Source organism: Pseudomonas sp. 22526, from assembly GCF_052044735.1.
Lineage (GTDB): Bacteria > Pseudomonadota > Gammaproteobacteria > Pseudomonadales > Pseudomonadaceae > Aquipseudomonas > Aquipseudomonas piscium.
The window spans coordinates 210,260-228,999 of record NZ_JBQENK010000009.1; the positions used below are offsets into that span (position 1 = coordinate 210,260).

Here is an 18,740-nt window from a genome sequence, read left to right on the forward strand (position 1 = left end):
CCCTATGGTTTAGCCCAGCCCCGCGCATTTGCAATCAGCCTCCCCGCCGGTGCCCAGCGGCCACAAGATCGGAGCACGCAACCGGTATCAACGGAACCGGTCGACCTCCTGGCGCAAGTCTGCCGCCAGCTTCTCCAGTTCCTTGGCGGTGATCGCCAGGTTCGACACCACTTCGCGCTGTTCGCTGTTGGCCAGGGCAATGCTCTGCAGGTTGCTGCTGAGCAGGGTCGCGGTGCTGCTCTGCTCCTGGGTCGCGGTGGTGATCGCGGCGAACTGCTGGCCAGCCGAACGGCTCTGCTCGTCGATGCGGGCCAGGGCCGAGGCGACATTGGCGTTGCGCGACAGGCCTTCCTGCATCAACACATTGCCCTGCTCCATGGTGGCGATGGCGTTGCCGGTTTCCTGCTGGATGCTGTTGATCATTACCGAGATTTCGTCGGTGGCTTCGCGGGTCCGCGAGGCCAGGTTGCGCACTTCATCGGCGACCACGGCAAAACCGCGGCCTTGTTCGCCGGCCCGCGCGGCTTCGATGGCGGCGTTGAGCGCCAGCAGGTTGGTCTGGTCGGCAATCGCGGTGATCACCCCGACGATGCCGCCGATCTCCTCGGAACGCTGGCCCAGGGTGTTGATCACGGTGGCGGTGCTGTTCAAGGCGCCGGCGATCTGCTCCAGCGAGGCCGAGGCCTCTTCCATCGAGGTACGGCCGATCCGGGTCTGCTGGGCATTTTCCTGGGCCAAGCGTTCTGTGTTGCCCATGTTGTCGGCGATGTTCAGCGAAGTGGCGCTGAACTCCTCCACCGCCCCGGCCATGCTGCTGATCTCGCCCGACTGCTGTTCCATGCCCTCATACGCCCCGCCCGACAGCCCGGACAGCGCCTGGGCCCGGCCATTGACCTCCTCGGCGGCCTTGCGGATGTGCTCGACCATGGTCGACAGGGCCTGGCCCATCTGGTTGAAGCTGCTCGCCAGCTGGCCGATTTCATCCTGGCTGGAGACATTCAGGCGCGCGCTCAGATCGCCTTTGCCCAAGGCGTCGGCCTGGCGCACCAGGTCGCCCAGGGGCGCAAGCTTGCTGCGCAGCAGCCAGACCGTGGCGCCCACCGCCAGCAGCATCGCCAACAGGCTGCCGATGACCAGGCGCGTACCGACGCTCCAGGTCACCGCACGGATCTCGGCCTTCGGCATGCTCGCCACCACCGACCAGGGCCCGCCTTCGAAGGGCACGGCGACGCTGTAGAAGTCCTCGCTCTGGTCGCTCCAGAAGCGGCCCTTGCCCGGCTGCTTGGCCAGCTCGACGATGGTCGTTGCCGACTGCTCCAGGGCCTGCACGCCAGCCGGCGGGACCAGCCATTTATGCTGCTCGTCGAGCAACGCCAGGGAGCCGGTCTGGCCGATGCGGAAGCGCTTGAGGTTGTCGAACTGGGCGTTCTGCGCGTCGGTGTAGTCGAAGCCGACGAACAGCACCGCAATCACCTTGCCGGCGCTGTCCCGCACCGGCGTGTACTGGGTCATGTACAGGCGTTCGAAGAGCAGCGCGCGGCCGACATAGCTCTGCCCTGCCATGAGTTTCTGGTAGGCCGGGTGCGCGTGGTCCAGCAGGGTGCCGATGGCGCGGCTGCCATCCTGCTTGCTCAGCGAAGTGCTGACGCGGACGAAGTCGTCGCCGCTGCGCACGAACACCGTCGCCACGCCGGCGGTCATCTGCTTGAACTCGTCGACTTCCTCGAAGTTGTTGTTCAGCACCACGTCCCCCAGGTGCAGGCCCGGGGTCTGGGTACCGGCCACGGTCACCGGCTGGTCCGGGTGCAGGCTCAGGCCGCCGCTGAAACGCTTTTCGAACAGCCCGCTCAGGCGTTGGGTGCTTTCACGCAGGGTGCTGTGGAAGGTATTGAGCTGGTCGGCCAGCAGCCGTGCCTCACTGGCCAGGTGTTCTTCCCGGGTGGCGAGGTTGGCGGCGTCCAGCGAGCGCAGGGCGAAGACAGTACTGCCGCTGATCACAATCGCCAGTACCACGGCGAGTGCGAGACCAAGCTGCGAGGCGATCCGGGCACGAGGTTGAGGCATGACAGCTCCTGGCCGAGAGACCGGATCGTCCTGATCTCGTCACACGCTCGGCAATGGTTCTAATAAGAATGAGATGTCGGAACCGATCAGAACGAAGGTTCCACTTCCAAGGATTCGGCGGCGCCGATCAATACTTGAGCGCATCGGACAGGTATTGCGCGAGCCCCTTGTCACGGGGTTTTCATCGTTTCAGCCGAGACGCTCCACGGCGGGCAATTGCATGGCCCGGACCTCGTTCTGGAGAAAATCGCTGAGGCGGCGCAAACGTTCGCCTCCAGGCCGGGTCTTGGGCCAGACCAGGTAGTAATTCTCGCCACTGGCCACCGCCGTCGGCCAGGGCAGGCTCAGGCGTCCCTGGGCCACATCCTCGGCCACCATCAGCAGATCGCCCATGGAAACCCCGTAGCCCCGGGCCGCGGCGATCATGCCCAGTTCCAGGGTGTCGAACACCTGCCCGCCCTTGAGCGATACCTGCTCGGACAGGCCCATGCGCTCCAGCCAGTTGCGCCAGTCGCGGCGATCCGGGGTCGGGTGCAGCAGTTCGGTAGCGGCCAGTCGCGCCACATCCCACGGCTGGTCGTTGAGCAGGTTCGGCGCGCCCACCGGGATCAGCAATTCCGGAAACAGGAAACTGGCCTCCCAGTCCGGCGGAAAGTGGCCATTGCTCAGCAGCACCGCGCAGTCGAAGGGCTCCTGGTTGAAGTCCACCGAATCGACGTCCATCCAGGCGCTGGTCAGTTGCACCTCGTTGCCCGGCTGTAGATGACGGAAGCGGCTCAGGCGCGCCAGCAACCAGCGCATGGTCAGAGTCGAGGGCGCCTTCATGCGCAGGATGTCGTCTTCCGCGCGTAGGGTATTGCAGGCGCGCTCGAGGGCGGTGAAGCCTTCGCGAATGCCTGGCAGCAGCAGGCGCGCGGCTTCGGTCAGTTGCAGGTTGCGCCCGCTGCGCTGGAACAGCCGACAGGCGAAGTGGTCTTCCAGGGTGCGGATATGCCGGCTGACCGCGCTCTGGGTGATCGACAGTTCCTCGGCCGCGCGGGTGAACGAGCTGTGTCGTGCTGCAGCCTCAAAGGCGCGCAGGGCATACAGGGGCGGAAGACGACGGGGCATGGCAGCACTCCACAGGCGCAATGGCGCCAAGTTACCAGAATCCGTAAAGCATGAGTTTTAATCATGCTACCAATCGTTTTTATCTCTTTGTGCAACTCGCCGCGAGCGCCGAGAATCAACCCTCCTGACTCCCTCCCCCGTATCGAGACCGATGACCATGCAGCATCCAGCACGCACCGAACTCTGGGCCATCCTGCGGCTGGCCGGGCCGCTGATCGCCTCACAGTTGGCGCACATGCTGATGGTGCTGACCGACACCCTGATGATGGCCCGCCTCAGCCCGGAAGCCCTGGCCGGCGGCGGTCTCGGCGCGGCCACCTATTCGTTCGTGTCGATTTTCTGCATCGGCGTGATCGCGGCGGTCGGCACCCTGGTCGCGATTCGCCAGGGCGCCGGCGACATCGAAGGCGCCACCCGCCTGACCCAGGCCGGGCTCTGGCTGGCGTGGCTGATGGCGCTGGTCGCCGGCCTGCTGCTGTGGAACCTCAAGCCAGTGTTGCTGCTGTTCGGCCAGACCGAAACCAACGTGCAGTCCGCCGGCCAGTTCCTGCTGATCCTGCCATTCGCCCTGCCCGGCTACCTGAGCTTCATGGCCCTGCGCGGCTTCACCAGCGCCATCGGCCGCGCCACGCCGGTGATGGTCATCAGCCTGGCCGGCACCCTGGCCAACTTCCTGCTCAATTACGCCTTGATCACCGGCATGTTCGGCCTGCCGAAACTGGGGCTGGTGGGGATCGGCCTGGTTACCGCGATCGTCGCCAACTGCATGGCCCTGGCGCTGGCCTGGCACATCAAGCGCCACCCGGCCTATGCCGCCTACCCGCTGCGCCAGGGCCTGGCGCGGCCCAATCGCCACTACCTGCGGGAACTCTGGCGCCTGGGCCTGCCCATCGGCGGCACCTACGCGGTGGAAGTCGGGCTGTTCGCCTTCGCCGCGCTGTGCATGGGCACCATGGGCAGCACCCAGCTGGCGGCGCACCAGATCGCCCTGCAGATCGTCTCCGTGGCCTTCATGGTGCCGGCCGGGATCTCCTACGCGATCACCATGCGCATCGGCCAGCACTACGGCGCCGGGCAGCTGCTGCACGCGCGCATGGCCGGCCGGGTCGGGATCGCCTTTGGCGGCGCAGCCATGCTGGGCTTCGCCATGGTGTTCTGGCTGCTGCCGAACCAGTTGATCGGGCTGTTCCTCGACCACAACGACCCGGCCTTTCGCGATGTGATCAACCTGGCGGTCAGCCTGCTGGCGGTCGCGGCCTGGTTCGAGCTGTTCGATGGCACGCAAACCATCGCCATGGGCGCAATTCGCGGGCTCAAGGACGCCAAGACCACCTTCCTCGTCGGCCTGGGCTGCTATTGGCTGATTGGTGCACCGACAGCCTGGCTGATGGCCTTCACCCTGGGCTGGGGCGCGACCGGTGTGTGGTGGGGCCTGGCATCGGGGCTGGCGTGCGCCGCCATCAGCCTGACCCTGGCCTTCGAATGGAAGATGCGGCGGATGATTCGTCGGGAAGGTGCGGAGCCCGACCTGCGGGATAACTTCCAGGCGGTCCGGGACTCCCTGTAGCTGCAGGAGCTCGATTGCTCGCGGTAGCGGACTCACAGTCAACATCGGCGTTGAATGTATGTCCGCTATCGCGAGCAAGCTCGCTCCTACAGGGAAAGGGGCGTCAGATGACCTCGCCGACCAGGATCTGCTGGCTTCTGCCAAACGTCAGGTATTCCACCAGTTCCGCCAGCGGCAGCGGCTTGCTGATCAGGTAGCCCTGCGCCTGATCGCAACCGAAGCTGCGCAGCAGCGCCAGTTGCTCGGGGGTTTCCACGCCCTCGGCCACCACCTCGAGATGGAGGTTGTGGGCCAGGTTGATCATGGCGTGCACCAGCTTGCGGTTCTCTTCGCGCTGCTCCATGCCACCGACAAAGCTCTTGTCGATCTTGAGCAGGGCAATCGGCAGGCTGTTGAGGTGCACGAAAGACGAGAACCCGGTGCCGAAGTCGTCCAGGGAAAACCGCACCCCCAGCCGCCCCAGCGCGTCCATGGTCTGCTTGACCAGGTCGCTGCGGCGCATCACCGCGGTTTCGGTCAGCTCGAATTCCAACCATTGAGCCTCGACACCGCGCTCGGCAATCAGCCGGCTGAGGGTCGACAGCAGCTGGCTGTCCTGGAACTGGCGGAACGACAGGTTGACCGCCATGTGCAGCGGCGCCAGGCCGCGTTCGCGCAAGGCCTGCATGTCGCGCAGCGCCCGGGAAATCACCCAGTAGCCCAGCGGCACGATCAGGCCGCTCTGCTCGGCCAGCGGCACGAACTCGCTCGGCGGCAACAGCCCGCGCTCGCCATGGCGCCAGCGCACCAGGGCTTCGAGGCCGACGATCTGCCCGTCATGCAGGTTCAGGCGTGGCTGGTAGTGCAACTCCAGCTCGTCGCGGCGCAAGGCCCGGCGCAGTTCGCTTTCCAGGTCGGCGAGGCTGCGGGCATTGCGGTTGATGCGTTCGTTGAAGATATGAAAGGTACAGCCCTGGGTACTTTTGGCCTGCTGCATGGCGATGTGCGCGTGCCACATCAGCGGGTCGGCGCCGGCATTCGCCTTGGCATGGGCGATGCCCAGGCTGCAGCCGATCAGCAGGCTTTCGCCGTCGATCCAGTACGGCTCGGCCATGACTTCGGCGATGCGTTCGGCCATCCACTCGGCGCGTTGCGGCGCCCGGCGGGTATCGATCAGCAGGGCGAACTCGTCGCTGCCCAGGCGCGCCAGCTGGTCCCCGGCCTCAAGCTGGCTCTTGAGCCGCGAGACCACTTGCAGGATCAACCGGTCGCCGGCCTGGTGGCCCAGCGCATCGTTGGCATGCCGGAAGTTGTCCAGGTCCAGGTGCCCCAGCGCCAGCCCGCGCCCTTCGTTTTCCGCCAGGCGCGCTGCCAGCAGGGTCTGGAAACCCTGGCGGTTGGCGATGCCGGTCAGCGGGTCCTGCTCGGCCAGGCGCAACAGGGTGCTTTCCAGCACCCCGCGCTCACGCACATGGCGCAGGCAACGGCGCACTGTATCGGCGCTGAGATTTTTATTCACCAGCCAGTCGCTGGCGCCGGCTGGCGTGTTCAGCGGCTCCTGCTCCAGCAGCAATACCGTGGGCAGGCTGCAACGACCGGGAGCCGGTTGCAGTTGGGGAACGGTTAACAGAATCGCAGAACGATCTTCGTCGAACAGACGGCTGACAGATTCCCAGGTCGGCGCACTGATCAGCACCACCGAGTCTCCCAACGGAGCGAGACACTCGCGCAACAACGCTGCCCACGCCGGCTCTTCGGCCAGCAGCAGCAAGCGCAAGGGTTCGACAGGCTTAGACAAGCTAGCTCCCTAGACTCTGTAATAGAAGTTGGCGGCGGGCATTATGACGCGTAGATAAACAATGACAAATGATATTGATTATCAAACGCAATTTCTTGTACCGCTCTAACTCGAACATTAGACGCATATTCAGCGCGCATCCTGAGGGAAAGTATCAAAACCGGCAAATTTAGATAGCGTGCTGCGTCACAAGTCGGAGAGAGCAGCAGAATCCGTTCATCCTGTTAAAATGCCCGCCCATTTCGTTACAGACCCCTTTTTTCGTCATGTCCCGACTCAATCCCCGGCAGCAAGAAGCCGTGAACTACGTCGGCGGCCCTCTTTTGGTGCTCGCCGGTGCTGGCTCCGGCAAGACCAGTGTAATTACGCGCAAGATCGCCCACCTGATCCAGAACTGCGGCATTCGCGCGCAGTACATCGTCGCCATGACCTTCACCAACAAGGCCGCGCGGGAGATGAAGGAACGGGTCGGCACCCTGCTGCGCAGTGGCGAGGGCCGCGGCCTGACCGTGTCGACCTTCCACAACCTGGGGCTGAACATCATCCGCAAGGAGCATGTGCGGCTGGGCTACAAGCCGGGCTTCTCGATCTTCGACGAGACCGACGTCAAGGCCCTGATGACCGACATCATGCAAAAGGAATACTCGGGCGACGACGGCGTCGACGAGATCAAGAACATGATCGGCGCCTGGAAGAACGACCTGATCCTGCCGGCCCAGGCCCTGGAAAACTCGCGCAATCCCAAGGAACAGACCGCGGCCATCGTCTACACCCACTACCAGCGCACGCTCAAGGCGTTCAACGCGGTGGACTTCGACGACCTGATCCTGCTGCCGGTGAAGCTGTTCGAAGAGCACGCCGACATCCTGGAGAAGTGGCAGAACAAGGTGCGCTACCTGCTGGTGGACGAATACCAGGACACCAACGCCAGCCAGTACCTGCTGGTGAAAATGCTTATCGGCAAGCGCAACCAGTTCACCGTGGTGGGCGACGACGACCAGTCGATCTACGCCTGGCGCGGCGCCCGTCCGGAAAACCTGATGCTGCTCAAGGAGGACTACCCGTCCTTGAAGGTGGTGATGCTCGAGCAGAACTACCGCTCCACCAGCCGCATCCTGCGCTGCGCCAACGTGCTGATCTCCAACAACCCCCACGAGTTCGAGAAACAGCTGTGGAGCGAGATGGGCCACGGCGACGAGATCCGCGTGATCCGCTGCCGCAACGAGGACGCCGAGGCCGAGCGGGTGGCCATGGAAATCCTCAGCCTGCACCTGCGCACCGACCGGCCCTACAGCGATTTCGCGATCCTCTATCGCGGCAACTACCAGGCCAAGCTGATCGAGTTGAAGCTGCAGCATCACCAGATTCCCTATCGCCTGTCCGGCGGCAACAGCTTCTTCGGGCGCCAGGAAGTGAAGGACCTGATGGCCTACTTCCGCCTGATCGTGAACCCGGACGACGACAACGCCTTCCTGCGGGTGATCAACGTGCCGCGCCGGGAAATCGGCTCCACCACCCTGGAAAAGCTCGGCAACTACGCCACCGAACGCAAGATCTCGATGTACGCCGCCACCGACGAAATCGGCCTGGGCGAGCACCTGGACAGCCGCTTCACCGACCGCCTGGCGCGCTTCAAGCGCTTCATGGACAAGGTGCGCGAGCAGTGCGCCGGCGAAGACCCGATCTCTGCGCTGCGTAGCATGGTCATGGACATCGACTACGAGAACTGGCTGCGCACCAACAGTTCCAGCGACAAGGCCGCCGACTACCGCATGGGTAACGTGTGGTTCCTGATCGAGGCGCTGAAGAACACCCTGGAAAAAGACGAAGACGGCGAAATGACCGTCGAAGACGCCATCGGCAAGCTGGTGTTGCGCGACATGCTGGAGCGTCAGCAGGAAGAGGAAGACGGCGCCGAGGGCGTGCAGATGATGACCCTGCATGCGTCCAAGGGCCTGGAATTCCCTTATGTGTTCATCATGGGCATGGAGGAGGAAATCCTCCCCCACCGCTCCAGTATCGAAGCCGATACCATCGAGGAAGAACGCCGCCTGGCCTACGTGGGCATCACCCGCGCGCGCCAGACCCTGGCCTTCACCTTCGCCGCCAAGCGCAAGCAGTACGGTGAAGTCATCGACTGCGCCCCCAGCCGCTTCCTCGACGAATTGCCGCCGGACGACCTGGCGTGGGAAGGCAACGACGACACCCCGACCGAAGTCAAAGCCGTTCGCGGCAATAATGCGTTGGCGGATATACGGGCGATGTTAAAGCGCTAGAATTGAACACTTTTTAGCCGAAGCATTTTTAACCGAACACCTTTTATCAGAGCTCAGGCGCCCAAGGCGTCAACAGAGGAAAGCTTCATGGAAGCACTGCACAAGAAAATTCGCGAAGAAGGCATCGTGCTTTCCGACCAGGTCCTGAAAGTCGACGCCTTTCTGAACCACCAGATCGACCCGGCCTTGATGAAGCTGATCGGCGACGAATTCGCCACGCTGTTCAAGGATTCGGGCATCACCAAGATCGTCACCATCGAAGCCTCGGGCATCGCTCCGGCGATCATGACCGGCCTGAACCTGGGCGTTCCGGTGATCTTCGCGCGCAAGCACCAGTCCCTGACCCTGACCGAGAACCTGCTGTCGGCGACCGTCTACTCGTTCACCAAGCAGACTGAAAGCACCGTGGCGATTTCCCCGCGTCACCTGACCAGCAGCGACCGCGTGCTGATCATCGATGACTTCCTGGCCAACGGTAAGGCGTCCCAGGCGCTGATCTCGATCATCAAGCAGGCGGGCGCCACTGTGGCCGGCCTGGGCATCGTGATCGAGAAGTCGTTCCAGGGCGGCCGCGCCGAACTGGACGCGCAAGGCTATCGCGTGGAATCCCTGGCCCGGGTCAAGTCCCTGGCCGGTGGCGTGGTGACCTTTATCTAAAGAGGCTTTGCCTCTTTATCGCGAGCAAGCTTCGCTCCTACAGAGAGAGTGTGTGTTCCTGTAGGAACGAAGCTTGCTCGCGATGACGCCGCCAGGCGTCTGCCTATAGCTGCGCCGTCTCCCGCAACGCCGCCAACAGCAGGCGCTGGTACACGTCCTCGCGCCAGCCATCGGGCGCCACCAGGCGCATCCGCTCCAGGTGCGCCGGGAAGGCTTCGGGCGGTGGCGCATCCAGCGCCGCCTTGCCCAGTTCGAGAATCTCGCTGAGCTTGAACTTGCTCTTCAGCCAGTTCAGCGCCCGCAGCAAATCCCGCTCCTCTGCACTGAAGTCGCTGCCCAACGGATATTCCGGGAACAGATGCCGGTGCTGTGCCTGGATCGCCAGCAGGCGCTGCGGGTGGTTGTCGGTGAAACGTGGATCGAGGCGGAAATCCTTGGGCAGCTTGCCGGCCTTCTGCGCCTGTTCGATCAGGCCCGGCTGGAACCGCGAGTCGCTGATATTGAGCAGCGCTTCGATCACCTTCGCATCGGTCTTGCCGCGCAGATCGGCGATGCCGTACTCGGTGACCACAATGTCCCGCAGGTGCCGCGGGATGGTGCAGTGGCCGTATTCCCAGACGATGTTGGAGCTGACCAGGCCCGCGGATTCGCGCCAGCTGCGCAGGATCAGGATCGAGCGCGCGCCTTGCAGCGCATGCCCCTGGGCGACGAAGTTGTATTGCCCGCCGACGCCACTGAGCACCCGGCCGTCTTCCAGCTGATCCGCCACCCCGGCCCCCAGCAGGGTGACCATGATCGAGCTGTTGATAAAGCGCGCATCCAGGCGCTGCAGGCGCTTGAGTTCTTCATGGCCGTACAGCTCGTTGATGTAACTGATGGCGGTCATGTTGAACTCGCCGAGCTTGCTCTTGGGCAGGTCCCTGAGGCGCTGGTAGAAGCTGCGCGGCCCGAGGAAAAAGCCGCCATGCACTGACACTCCGCCCAGCGCCTGGGCTTCATCCAGCGTCCCGGCGTTGGCCTGTTGCTGCAGGGCCACCGAGGGATAGACCTTGCGCCGCACGATGCCGGCATCGGCCAGGGCCAGCAGGCCGTTGACGAACATCTCGCTGCAGCCATAAAGGCCCTTGGCGAAAGGCTCCACCCCGCCTTCGCGCTCGATCAGCGGCTTCCAGCACTGGATCTCCAGGTCCGCCAGCAGCGCCCGATAGCCATCGTTGTCCGCCTGGCGCGCCAGCAATGCCGCTGTCAGCGCATCGCCCATGGAGCCGATGCCGATCTGCAGGGTGCCGCCATCGCGCACCAGGGTGCTGGCGTGCAGGCCGATAAAGTGATCCTGGAACCCCACCGGCATATTCGGCGTGGAAAACAGCGTGCTGCCCTCCTCTTCGTCGATCAGCAGGTCGAAGGTGGCGGCCTCGACCTCGGCGTCCCCCGGCATGTAGGGCAGGTCGCGATGCACCTGGCCCAGCAGCAGGATGGTTTCACCGGCGGCACGCCGTTCGGCGATCATCGGCAGCAGGTCGAGGGTGATGTCCGGGTTGCAACTCAGGCTCAGACGGTCGGCCTGTTGCGGGTCCCGGGCCACCAGTTGCGCCACCAGGTTCAGGCCGGCGGCATTGATGTCGCGCGCGGCATGACTGTAGTTGCTGCAGACGTAATCCTGCTGCGCCGTCGCGCTGTTGAGCAGGCTGCCGGGCTGCATGAAGAACTGTTCGATATGGATATTGGCCGGCACCTGGTTGCGGTGCAGGTCGGCGAGGAACTCCAGTTCGGGGTAGTCGCCGAAGACCTGTTCGATAAAGGGTTCGAGGAAGCGCCGTTGCAGGCCATCGCCCAATGGCGGGCGGCCCAGGCTCAGGGCGGTGTAAATGGTCAGCTGACGCTCGGGCAACTGCGCGACCCGACGATACAGGGCATTGGCGAAGCGGTTGGGTTTGCCCAGCCCGAGGGGCATGCCCATATGAATATGCGCCGGCAAGCGTGCCAGGACCTCATCGACCGCTCGCTCGATAGAAGATGACTGCACCATCCGATCCTCCAGAACCTTCCATGAATTGAGGTTGGACCGAGCTTGCCGGGTCTTTGCTGCAATGAACAGTCCCGGCCGAATCGCAGGCATGAAAAAAGCCGCTCGTAAGCGGCTTTTTTGCGGAAGATACGGGCTTATTTCAAGCCGGACATCTTCTGGATAGCGCCCTTGAGCTCTTCATCGGAGCAATCGGCGCAGGTGCCTTTAGGCGGCATCGCGTTGATACCGGTAATGGCCTTGGCCAGGATGCCGTCGAGGCCGCCCTGGTGATCCGCGCGCTCTTTCCAGGCAGCGGCGTCGCCGATTTTCGGCGCGCCCAGCAGGCCGGAGCCGTGGCAAGCATTGCAATGCTTGGCAATCACTTCGTCTGGAGTCTTCGCACCACCGCCACCGGCGGCAACTGCGACTTCCATGCCCTTGCATTCCTGACCCTGGACGCAGACCTGGCCAACCGGCTCGAGGCGCTTGGCAATGTCGTCGTTGGTCGCAGCTTGAGCGCTGACAGCCCAGAGGGCCAATACGGTTGCTGGTGCAGCCAGCATTTTCATAATTAGGTTCACGCGTACACCCTCAATGGTGGCTAGTCACGCCCACGGCCACGGTTTCGCGGGCGGGCGCAAGTATAGCGGTTAGCCCGCCACTCTGAAACAACCCTAGATTCAAAGGGGGATTAGAGAGAGGCGAAATGCTGCTTCGGGCACCGCTGCAATCCTTGCAGGACGCCTCTTCTGTTAGAAGTTCGCGGGCGTGGCTGCGCTGATTAGTCGCGCGGGTGCATCGAAAGGATTACGGAAACGGTGTGGCTTGGTGCTTTCGAAATAGTAGCTGTCACCGGCTTCGAGCACGAATGTCTCAAGGCCCACCACCAGTTCCAGGCGCCCTTCCACGAGAATCCCGGTTTCCTCGCCTTCGTGGGTGAGCATCTCTTCACCGGTATCGGCGCCCGGCGGATAGATCTCGTTGAGAAAAGCGATCGCCCGGCTCGGATGCGCCCGGCCCACCAGTTTCATGGTCACCGCGCCATCGGAAATATCGATCAACTCGTTGGCTTTGTAGACGATCTGGGTGGGTTTTTCCTGGAGGATTTCTTCCGAGAAAAACTCGACCATCGACATGGGAATACCGCCAAGAACCTTTCTCAGCGAACTGATCGAGGGGCTGACGCTGTTCTTCTCGATCATCGAAATGGTGCTGTTGGTGACGCCCGCGCGCTTGGCGAGTTCACGCTGGGAAAGGCCTTTGAGTTTACGGATGGATTGCAGTCGTTCACCGACGTCCAATGCGGCAGCCTCCTAGGGATCAGGCGTTGTTCTAGTTGAGCGTTATCATGGCGATAGCGTTCAGTATTTACAACACTTGGGCCCCAATCCCAGGAGGCAAGGCGACTTTCGGCAGTGCGCCGCGCTGCTCAGTCCCCGGAATAGACGCGTGGTACCCGGCGCAGGTTGCAGAACAGCTGGTAAGGGATGGTATCGGCGGCGGCCGCCAGCTCGCTGGCGAGGATGTTCTTGCCCCACAGCTCGACGGTAGAGCCCAGCCCGGCCTCTGGCACGTCGGTCAGGTCGATGCACAGCATGTCCATGGAAACCCGGCCGAGCAGCTGGGTACGCTGCCCCGCCACCAGCACCGGCGCACCGGTCGGCGCATGCCGCGGATAGCCGTCGGCGTATCCCATGGCCACCACGCCGATCCGCATCGGCCGCGGCGTGACGAATTTGGCGCCATACCCCACCGGCTCGCCGGCCGGCAGTTCGCGCACGCAGATCACCTTCGACTCCAGGGTCATCACCGGTTGCAGGCGCGCGGCCAGCGGATGCGGCTCTTCGAACGGGGTCGAGCCATACAGCATGATGCCAGGGCGCACCCAGTCGCTGGGAATGTGCGGCCAGCCGAGCACGGCTGGCGAGTTGCGCAGGCTGATCTCGGCGGACAAGCCCTGGCGCGCCGCCTCGAACACCGCGACCTGCTCGTCGCTGCGGCTGCAGCTGAGCTCGTCGGCGCGGGCGAAGTGGCTCATCAGCACGATCTTCGCCACCTTGCCACTGGCCAGCAGCCGCTGATAGGCCGGCTGGTAATCCTTGGGATGCAGGCCGACGCGGTGCATGCCCGAATCCAGCTTGAGCCATACCGTCAGCGGCTTGGCGACGGAGGCCTGCTCGATGGCCTCCAGCTGCCACAACGAATGCACCACGCACCAGAAGTCATGCTCGACGATCAGGTCCAGCTCGTCGGCCTCGAAAAAACCTTCGAGCAGCAATATCGGCGCGCGAATCCCCGCCGCCCGCAGCTCCAGGGCCTCTTCGATGCAGGCCACGGCAAAGCCATCGGCCTCGGCTTCCAGCGCCTGGGCGCAGCGCACCGCGCCATGGCCATAGGCATCGGCCTTGATCACCGCGAGCGCACGGGCGCCCGGCGACGCTTCGCGGGCCAGTTGGTAGTTGTGACGCAGGGCTTGAAGATCGATCAGGGCACGGGCAGGACGCATGGCGGCAGACTTCTAGGCGGTCATGTGGGAAGAAAAAACCGGCGCCGGCCGACAGCCTTGACTATCGGTAGCGCCGGGAGAGGGATCTTGCTTAAGGCAGAGCGGCCACGACGGACAGCTCGACCAGGATTTCCGGTTCGCAGAGCTTGGCTTCGACGGTTGCGCGGGCTGGCGCGACGCCTTTTGGCATCCACTGGTCCCATACGCTGTTCATCCCGGCGAAGTGCGCATCGATGTCTTTCAGGTAGATAGTCACCGACAGCAGGCGCGACTTGTCGGTACCGGCCAGGTCCAGCAAACGCTCGATATTGGCGAGGGTTTCACGGGTCTGCTGCTCAATTCCGGCGTTCATGTCGTCGCCGACTTGCCCGGCCAGATACACAGTACCGTTGTGAACGACGATCTGGCTCATGCGCTCATTGGTGAGCTGGCGCTGGATTGACATGTTTTGCAGGCTCCTGAGGATTACCGTAACGAGAAATATCGAGACCTTCGGCGCTGATCTGCGGCTTTTTCTTCGCCATCAGGTCAGCCAGCAGGCGACCGGAACCACAGGCCATGGTCCAGCCAAGCGTGCCATGACCCGTGTTCAAGAACAGGTTGCGCATGGGCGTGGCGCCAACGATCGGCGTGCCGTCCGGGGTGGTAGGACGCAGGCCGGTCCAGAAGCTGGCCTGGGCCAGATCACCGCCCTGAGGATAAAGATCGTTGACGATCATCTCCAGCGTTTCGCGCCGGCGTGGGTTCAGCGAGAGGTCAAAACCGGCGATTTCAGCCATGCCACCAACGCGGATACGGTTGTCGAAACGGGTGATCGCCACCTTGTAGGTTTCGTCGAGGATAGTCGAAGTCGGGGCCATGGCCGGGTTGGTGATCGGCACGGTCAGCGAGTAACCCTTGAGCGGGTACACCGGGGCCTTGATGCCCAGCGGCTTGAGCAGTTGCGGCGAGTAGCTGCCGAGGGCCAGCACGTAGCGGTCGGCGGTTTCCAGCTTGCCGTCGATCCAGACGCCGTTGACGCGGTCGCCGGCGAAGTCCAGGCGCTGGATGTCCTGGTCGAAGCGGAACTCCACACCCAGCTTGGTGCACATTTGCGCCAGGCGCGTGGTGAACATCTGGCAGTCGCCGGTCTGGTCGTTCGGCAGGCGCAGGGCGCCGGCCAGGATGTCGGTCACGCTAGCCAGGGCCGGCTCGACGCGGGCGATGCCTTCACGGTCCAGCAGCTCGAAAGGCACGCCGGACTCCTTGAGCACGGCGATATCCTTGGCCGCGCCATCCAGTTGCGCCTGGGTGCGAAACAGCTGGGTGGTGCCCAGGCTGCGGCCTTCGTAGGCGATGCCGGTTTCGGCGCGCAGTTCATCGAGGCAATCGCGGCTGTACTCGGACAGGCGGACCATGCGCTCCTTGTTCACGGCGTAGCGGGCAGCGGTGCAGTTGCGCAGCATCTGCGCCATCCACAGGTATTGATCGATGTCGGCGGTGGCCTTGATCGCCAGCGGCGCGTGGCGCTGCAGCAGCCACTTGATGGCCTTGAGCGGCACGCCCGGCGCGGCCCAGGGCGAGGCATAACCCGGCGAAACCTGGCCGGCGTTGGCGAAACTGGTTTCCATGGCAACGGCCGGCTGACGGTCGACAACCGTCACTTCGAAACCGGCACGGGCCAGATAGTAGGCACTGGTGGTACCGATCACGCCGCTACCCAAGACCAGAACGCGCATTTTCATATCCCTCATCGCGGATAACCGCTGACGTTGTTATTCAGAGCGAAGATGCGCGCAGTATAAAAAGCAATGACCAGTGCTTTTCACTATATAAACTCCTATATTTGGCGAGAATTCTCGGCAAAAACCCTTTTCACGGAGGAGCATCCCCTATGCGTACCAACCATCAGACAAAGCGCGAGCTAGACAAGATCGATCGCAATATCCTGCGCATCCTGCAGGCCGATGGGCGCATCTCCTTTACCGAGCTGGGGGAAAAGGTCGGGCTGTCGACCACGCCGTGCACCGAGCGGGTCCGCCGCCTGGAGCGCGAAGGCATCATCATGGGCTACAACGCCCGGCTCAACCCGCAGCACCTCAAGGGTAGCCTGCTGGTGTTCGTCGAAATCAGCCTGGACTACAAGTCCGGCGACACCTTCGAGGAGTTCCGGCGCGCGGTGCTGAAACTGCCGCACGTACTGGAATGCCATCTGGTGTCGGGGGACTTCGACTATCTGGTGAAGGCGCGGATTTCCGAAATGGCCTCGTACCGCAAGCTGCTGGGCGACATCCTGCTCAAGCTGCCCCACGTGCGCGAATCCAAGAGCTATATCGTGATGGAAGAAGTGAAAGAGAGCCTGAGCCTGCCGATTCCGGATTGATTGCTGCGGGTCGGGACCTGTGTTGTCAGGATAATCGCTATCGCGGGNCCTGTGCAACCTGTAGGAACGAGGCTTGCCCGCGATGGCCTTGGATCAGACCAGCACCTGCCGGGTGCTCGCCATGTATTCATGGATCTGCTTCTCCACCCGCGGGTGGATCAGCTCCACCGGGCGCCGGCCATTGGGGCATGGCAGGCTCGGCGTGGTCCCGAACAGGCGACAGATCAGCGGTCGCTCGTCATATACCGTGCAGCCGTTGGGCCCCAGGTGCACACAGTTCAGCTCTTCCATCGCCGCGTCCTGCTCGGCCCGGGTCTTGCGCGGCAGGCGCGACATCTCTTCGGTCGAGGTGGTGACCGGACCGCAGCAGTCGTGACAGCCGGGCACGCACTCGAACGAGGGGATCTGCTGTCGGAGCATGCGGACTTTCTGGCTGTTGCAGCTCATCGAAGCGTTTACCGGGAGTATGGAGAGGCGGCGATTTTGCCCTAAAAGCCCTGCTCCAGACAGCACTGGCCGACCAGTGTTGCCGCGCCGGAAAGGTCCGGCTTATGCTCCGTCAAATTTTCCAAACACACGAATCAGGATGATCCACATGAACACCCGTGTTCAGCCGTCGGGGCCAGGCGATTCACACCCCGCCTCCTACTACGCCGCCAGCAGCCTGCCCCAGCCCGATTATCCGGCGCTGGCCGGCGAGCAGGTGGCGGATGTCTGCGTGGTCGGCGGCGGCTTCTCCGGGCTCAACACCGCGATCGAGCTGGCCGAGCGCGGGCTCAGCGTCATTCTGCTGGAAGCGCGCAAGATCGGCTGGGGCGCCAGCGGGCGCAACGGCGGGCAACTGATTCGCGGGGTCGGTCACGGCCTGGAGCAGTTCGCCCCAATAATCGGCGAGGACGGCGTACGCCAGATGAAGCTGATGGGCCTGGAAGCGGTGGAAATCGTCCGCCAGCGCATCGAGCGCTTCCAGATCCCTTGCGACCTGACCTGGGGTTATTGCGACCTGGCCAACAAACCGCGCGACCTCGAAGGCTTCGCCGAAGATGCCCAAGAGCTGCGCGACCTGGGTTATCGCCATGAAACCCGCCTGCTGCAAGCCCATGAGATGCACAGCGTGGTGGGCTCCGACCGTTACGTCGGCGGCCTGATCGACATGGGCTCGGGGCACCTGCATCCGCTGAACCTGGCCCTGGGCGAAGCCGCGGTGGCGCAACAGCTGGGCGTGCGGCTGTTCGAACACTCGGCGGTGACCCGCATCGATTACGGGCCACAGGTCAAAGTCCATACCGCCCAGGGATCGGTACGCGCCAACAGCCTGGTGCTGGGGTGCAACGCCTACCTCAACGATCTCAACCCGCAACTGGGTGGCAAGGTGCTGCCGGCCGGCAGCTACATCATCGCCACCGAGCCCTTGAGCGAAGAGCTGGCCCACGCCCTGTTGCCACAGAACATGGCGGTCTGCGACCAGCGGGTGGCCCTGGATTACTACCGCCTTTCCGCCGACCGCCGCTTGCTGTTCGGCGGCGCCTGCCATTATTCCGGCCGCGACCCGCGGGACATTGCTGCTTATATGCGGCCAAAGATGCTGCAGGTGTTCCCGCAACTGGCGGCGGTGAAGATCGACTATCAATGGGGTGGCATGATCGGCATCGGCGCCAACCGCCTGCCGCAGATCGGCCGGCTCAAGGACCAGCCCAATGTGTATTACGCCCAGGCCTACTCGGGCCACGGCGTGAATGCCACGCACCTGGCCGGCAAGCTGCTGGCCGAAGCCATCAGTGGCCAACAGAGCGGCGGTTTCGATCTGTTCGCCCAGGTCCCACACATCACCTTCCCGGGCGGCAAATACCTGCGCTCACCCCTGCTGGCATTGGGGATGCTCTGGCATCGGTTGAAAGAACTGGTCTGAATCCCTTGTAGCCGCTGCCGCCAGGCTGCGATCGACTGCGCAGCAGGCGTAAAAAAGCCGCACCCGGTTTCGGGTACGGCTTTTTTTGCGGTCACCGCACAGTTGATCGCAGCCTGGCGCCAGCGGCTACAGATCAGCGGGGGCTTTCAAAGCCGCCAGAACGGCTTGAGCCCTTCCTGCCGCGCCTGTTCGCGACTCAGGCCGATATCGCGTAACTGTTCGGGGGTCAGCTCCAGCAGTGCCTTGCGTGTACGCAGCCGATGCCAGTACAGGCCCCAGAGACCGAGGCCGGACGGCGCATTGTGGACGGACGTCGCCCCTGCCGCCCGCTCCTGCCCAGCCGCCAGTTCCTGACTGTGTAACGACAGACGCACATCGCTCAAGCCGTTCATTTTTGCTGCTCCTGTTTACTTGGGTCGCTATGAGCAGACATCATGCGCGGGAGCCAAAAACCATTACAGATTCAAAGTACCGCTATTATCTCCATACAGAATTTCCCCTATC

The 18,740-nt window shown here is 63.4% G+C and carries 16 protein-coding genes; 5 read left to right on the plus strand and 11 right to left on the minus strand.

The window, feature by feature from the left end:
• Positions 1 to 87: 87 nt before the first annotated feature.
• Both ACTJKT_RS16025 and ACTJKT_RS16030 read right to left on the minus strand, forming a co-directional pair.
• On the minus strand, positions 88 to 2,064 hold the full coding sequence (locus tag ACTJKT_RS16025) for a Cache 3/Cache 2 fusion domain-containing protein (protein WP_440787747.1): 1,977 nt from the start codon (positions 2,062 to 2,064) through the stop codon (positions 88 to 90).
• Positions 2,065 to 2,253: 189 nt separating this feature from the next.
• The gene (locus ACTJKT_RS16030; RefSeq protein ID WP_440787748.1) at positions 2,254 to 3,174 is read right to left on the minus strand and encodes a LysR substrate-binding domain-containing protein; all 921 of its coding nucleotides are present in this window, start codon (positions 3,172 to 3,174) and stop codon (positions 2,254 to 2,256) included.
• Between the two features lie 157 nt (positions 3,175 to 3,331).
• Here ACTJKT_RS16030 and ACTJKT_RS16035 point away from each other — a divergent pair, with 157 nt between their 5' ends.
• The gene (locus ACTJKT_RS16035; RefSeq protein ID WP_440787749.1) at positions 3,332 to 4,741 is read left to right on the plus strand and encodes a NorM family multidrug efflux MATE transporter; all 1,410 of its coding nucleotides are present in this window, start codon (positions 3,332 to 3,334) and stop codon (positions 4,739 to 4,741) included.
• Positions 4,742 to 4,844: 103 nt separating this feature from the next.
• Here the strand turns inward: ACTJKT_RS16035 and ACTJKT_RS16040 are convergent, their stop codons facing one another.
• On the minus strand, positions 4,845 to 6,518 hold the full coding sequence (locus tag ACTJKT_RS16040; protein WP_440787750.1) for a putative bifunctional diguanylate cyclase/phosphodiesterase: 1,674 nt from the start codon (positions 6,516 to 6,518) through the stop codon (positions 4,845 to 4,847).
• Between the two features lie 266 nt (positions 6,519 to 6,784).
• Here ACTJKT_RS16040 and rep point away from each other — a divergent pair, with 266 nt between their 5' ends.
• Complete coding sequence (gene rep, locus ACTJKT_RS16045) at positions 6,785 to 8,794, plus strand: DNA helicase Rep (protein ID WP_025807029.1); 2,010 nt, start codon at positions 6,785 to 6,787, stop codon at positions 8,792 to 8,794.
• An 87-nt stretch (positions 8,795 to 8,881) separates the two neighbouring features.
• A complete protein-coding gene (locus ACTJKT_RS16050) occupies positions 8,882 to 9,451 on the plus strand; it encodes a xanthine phosphoribosyltransferase (protein ID WP_025807028.1) in 570 nt (189 codons plus the stop codon).
• Positions 9,452 to 9,554: 103 nt separating this feature from the next.
• Here the strand turns inward: ACTJKT_RS16050 and ACTJKT_RS16055 are convergent, their stop codons facing one another.
• The 6 genes from ACTJKT_RS16055 to dadA form a co-directional block, all read right to left on the minus strand.
• Positions 9,555 to 11,480, minus strand: coding sequence for an acetyl-CoA hydrolase/transferase C-terminal domain-containing protein (locus ACTJKT_RS16055; RefSeq protein ID WP_440787751.1), 1,926 nt, complete (start codon positions 11,478 to 11,480; stop codon positions 9,555 to 9,557).
• 134 nt (positions 11,481 to 11,614) lie between these two features.
• Complete coding sequence (locus ACTJKT_RS16060; RefSeq protein ID WP_009046174.1) at positions 11,615 to 12,028, minus strand: c-type cytochrome; 414 nt, start codon at positions 12,026 to 12,028, stop codon at positions 11,615 to 11,617.
• A gap of 183 nt (positions 12,029 to 12,211) precedes the next feature.
• A complete protein-coding gene (locus ACTJKT_RS16065; RefSeq protein ID WP_007932420.1) occupies positions 12,212 to 12,760 on the minus strand; it encodes a cupin domain-containing protein in 549 nt (182 codons plus the stop codon).
• Positions 12,761 to 12,888: 128 nt separating this feature from the next.
• Complete coding sequence (gene alr, locus ACTJKT_RS16070) at positions 12,889 to 13,965, minus strand: alanine racemase (protein ID WP_440787752.1); 1,077 nt, start codon at positions 13,963 to 13,965, stop codon at positions 12,889 to 12,891.
• A gap of 91 nt (positions 13,966 to 14,056) precedes the next feature.
• Positions 14,057 to 14,410, minus strand: a complete 354-nt coding sequence (locus ACTJKT_RS16075) for a RidA family protein (protein ID WP_025807025.1) — start codon at positions 14,408 to 14,410, stop codon at positions 14,057 to 14,059.
• Positions 14,382 to 15,683, minus strand: a complete 1,302-nt coding sequence (gene dadA, locus ACTJKT_RS16080; RefSeq protein ID WP_440787753.1) for a D-amino acid dehydrogenase — start codon at positions 15,681 to 15,683, stop codon at positions 14,382 to 14,384. Before dadA ends, ACTJKT_RS16075 begins: the two co-directional genes overlap by 29 nt.
• A gap of 155 nt (positions 15,684 to 15,838) precedes the next feature.
• Here dadA and ACTJKT_RS16085 point away from each other — a divergent pair, with 155 nt between their 5' ends.
• Entirely contained in the window at positions 15,839 to 16,327 is a 489-nt protein-coding gene (locus tag ACTJKT_RS16085; RefSeq protein WP_007932443.1) for an Lrp/AsnC ligand binding domain-containing protein, read from the plus strand.
• Between the two features lie 93 nt (positions 16,328 to 16,420).
• Here ACTJKT_RS16085 and ACTJKT_RS16090 read toward each other — a convergent pair whose 3' ends face one another.
• Complete coding sequence (locus ACTJKT_RS16090) at positions 16,421 to 16,774, minus strand: YkgJ family cysteine cluster protein (protein WP_009051553.1); 354 nt, start codon at positions 16,772 to 16,774, stop codon at positions 16,421 to 16,423.
• A gap of 148 nt (positions 16,775 to 16,922) precedes the next feature.
• Between ACTJKT_RS16090 and ACTJKT_RS16095 the strand changes: the two genes are divergently transcribed.
• Positions 16,923 to 18,236 (plus strand): NAD(P)/FAD-dependent oxidoreductase, encoded by a 1,314-nt coding sequence (locus ACTJKT_RS16095; protein ID WP_440787754.1) that lies wholly within the window; start codon positions 16,923 to 16,925, stop codon positions 18,234 to 18,236.
• A 146-nt stretch (positions 18,237 to 18,382) separates the two neighbouring features.
• On the opposite strand, the gene ACTJKT_RS16100 is transcribed toward ACTJKT_RS16095, so the two are convergent.
• Positions 18,383 to 18,628 carry a DUF1127 domain-containing protein gene (locus tag ACTJKT_RS16100; RefSeq protein ID WP_025807022.1) on the minus strand — a complete coding sequence of 82 codons (246 nt, stop codon included), beginning with the start codon at positions 18,626 to 18,628 and terminating at the stop codon, positions 18,383 to 18,385.
• Between the last annotated feature and the right edge of the window lie 112 nt (positions 18,629 to 18,740).

Excerpts from the sequence above, each read along its gene's own strand:
- ACTJKT_RS16035 (WP_440787749.1), top strand. The coding sequence starts at position 3,332 with ATGCAGCATCCAGCACGCACCGAACTCTGGGCCATCCTGCGGCTGGCC.
- ACTJKT_RS16030 (WP_440787748.1), bottom strand. The coding sequence starts at position 3,174 with ATGCCCCGTCGTCTTCCGCCCCTGTATGCCCTGCGCGCCTTTGAGGCT.
- ACTJKT_RS16090 (WP_009051553.1), bottom strand. The coding sequence starts at position 16,774 with ATGAGCTGCAACAGCCAGAAAGTCCGCATGCTCCGACAGCAGATCCCC.
- dadA (WP_440787753.1), bottom strand. The coding sequence starts at position 15,683 with ATGCGCGTTCTGGTCTTGGGTAGCGGCGTGATCGGTACCACCAGTGCC.
- ACTJKT_RS16055 (WP_440787751.1), bottom strand. The coding sequence starts at position 11,480 with ATGGTGCAGTCATCTTCTATCGAGCGAGCGGTCGATGAGGTCCTGGCA.
- ACTJKT_RS16085 (WP_007932443.1), top strand. The coding sequence starts at position 15,839 with ATGCGTACCAACCATCAGACAAAGCGCGAGCTAGACAAGATCGATCGC.
- ACTJKT_RS16100 (WP_025807022.1), bottom strand. The coding sequence starts at position 18,628 with ATGAACGGCTTGAGCGATGTGCGTCTGTCGTTACACAGTCAGGAACTG.
- rep (WP_025807029.1), top strand. The coding sequence starts at position 6,785 with ATGTCCCGACTCAATCCCCGGCAGCAAGAAGCCGTGAACTACGTCGGC.
- ACTJKT_RS16050 (WP_025807028.1), top strand. The coding sequence starts at position 8,882 with ATGGAAGCACTGCACAAGAAAATTCGCGAAGAAGGCATCGTGCTTTCC.
- ACTJKT_RS16060 (WP_009046174.1), bottom strand. The coding sequence starts at position 12,028 with ATGAAAATGCTGGCTGCACCAGCAACCGTATTGGCCCTCTGGGCTGTC.
- alr (WP_440787752.1), bottom strand. The coding sequence starts at position 13,965 with ATGCGTCCTGCCCGTGCCCTGATCGATCTTCAAGCCCTGCGTCACAAC.
- ACTJKT_RS16025 (WP_440787747.1), bottom strand. The coding sequence starts at position 2,064 with ATGCCTCAACCTCGTGCCCGGATCGCCTCGCAGCTTGGTCTCGCACTC.
- ACTJKT_RS16075 (WP_025807025.1), bottom strand. The coding sequence starts at position 14,410 with ATGTCAATCCAGCGCCAGCTCACCAATGAGCGCATGAGCCAGATCGTC.
- ACTJKT_RS16095 (WP_440787754.1), top strand. The coding sequence starts at position 16,923 with ATGAACACCCGTGTTCAGCCGTCGGGGCCAGGCGATTCACACCCCGCC.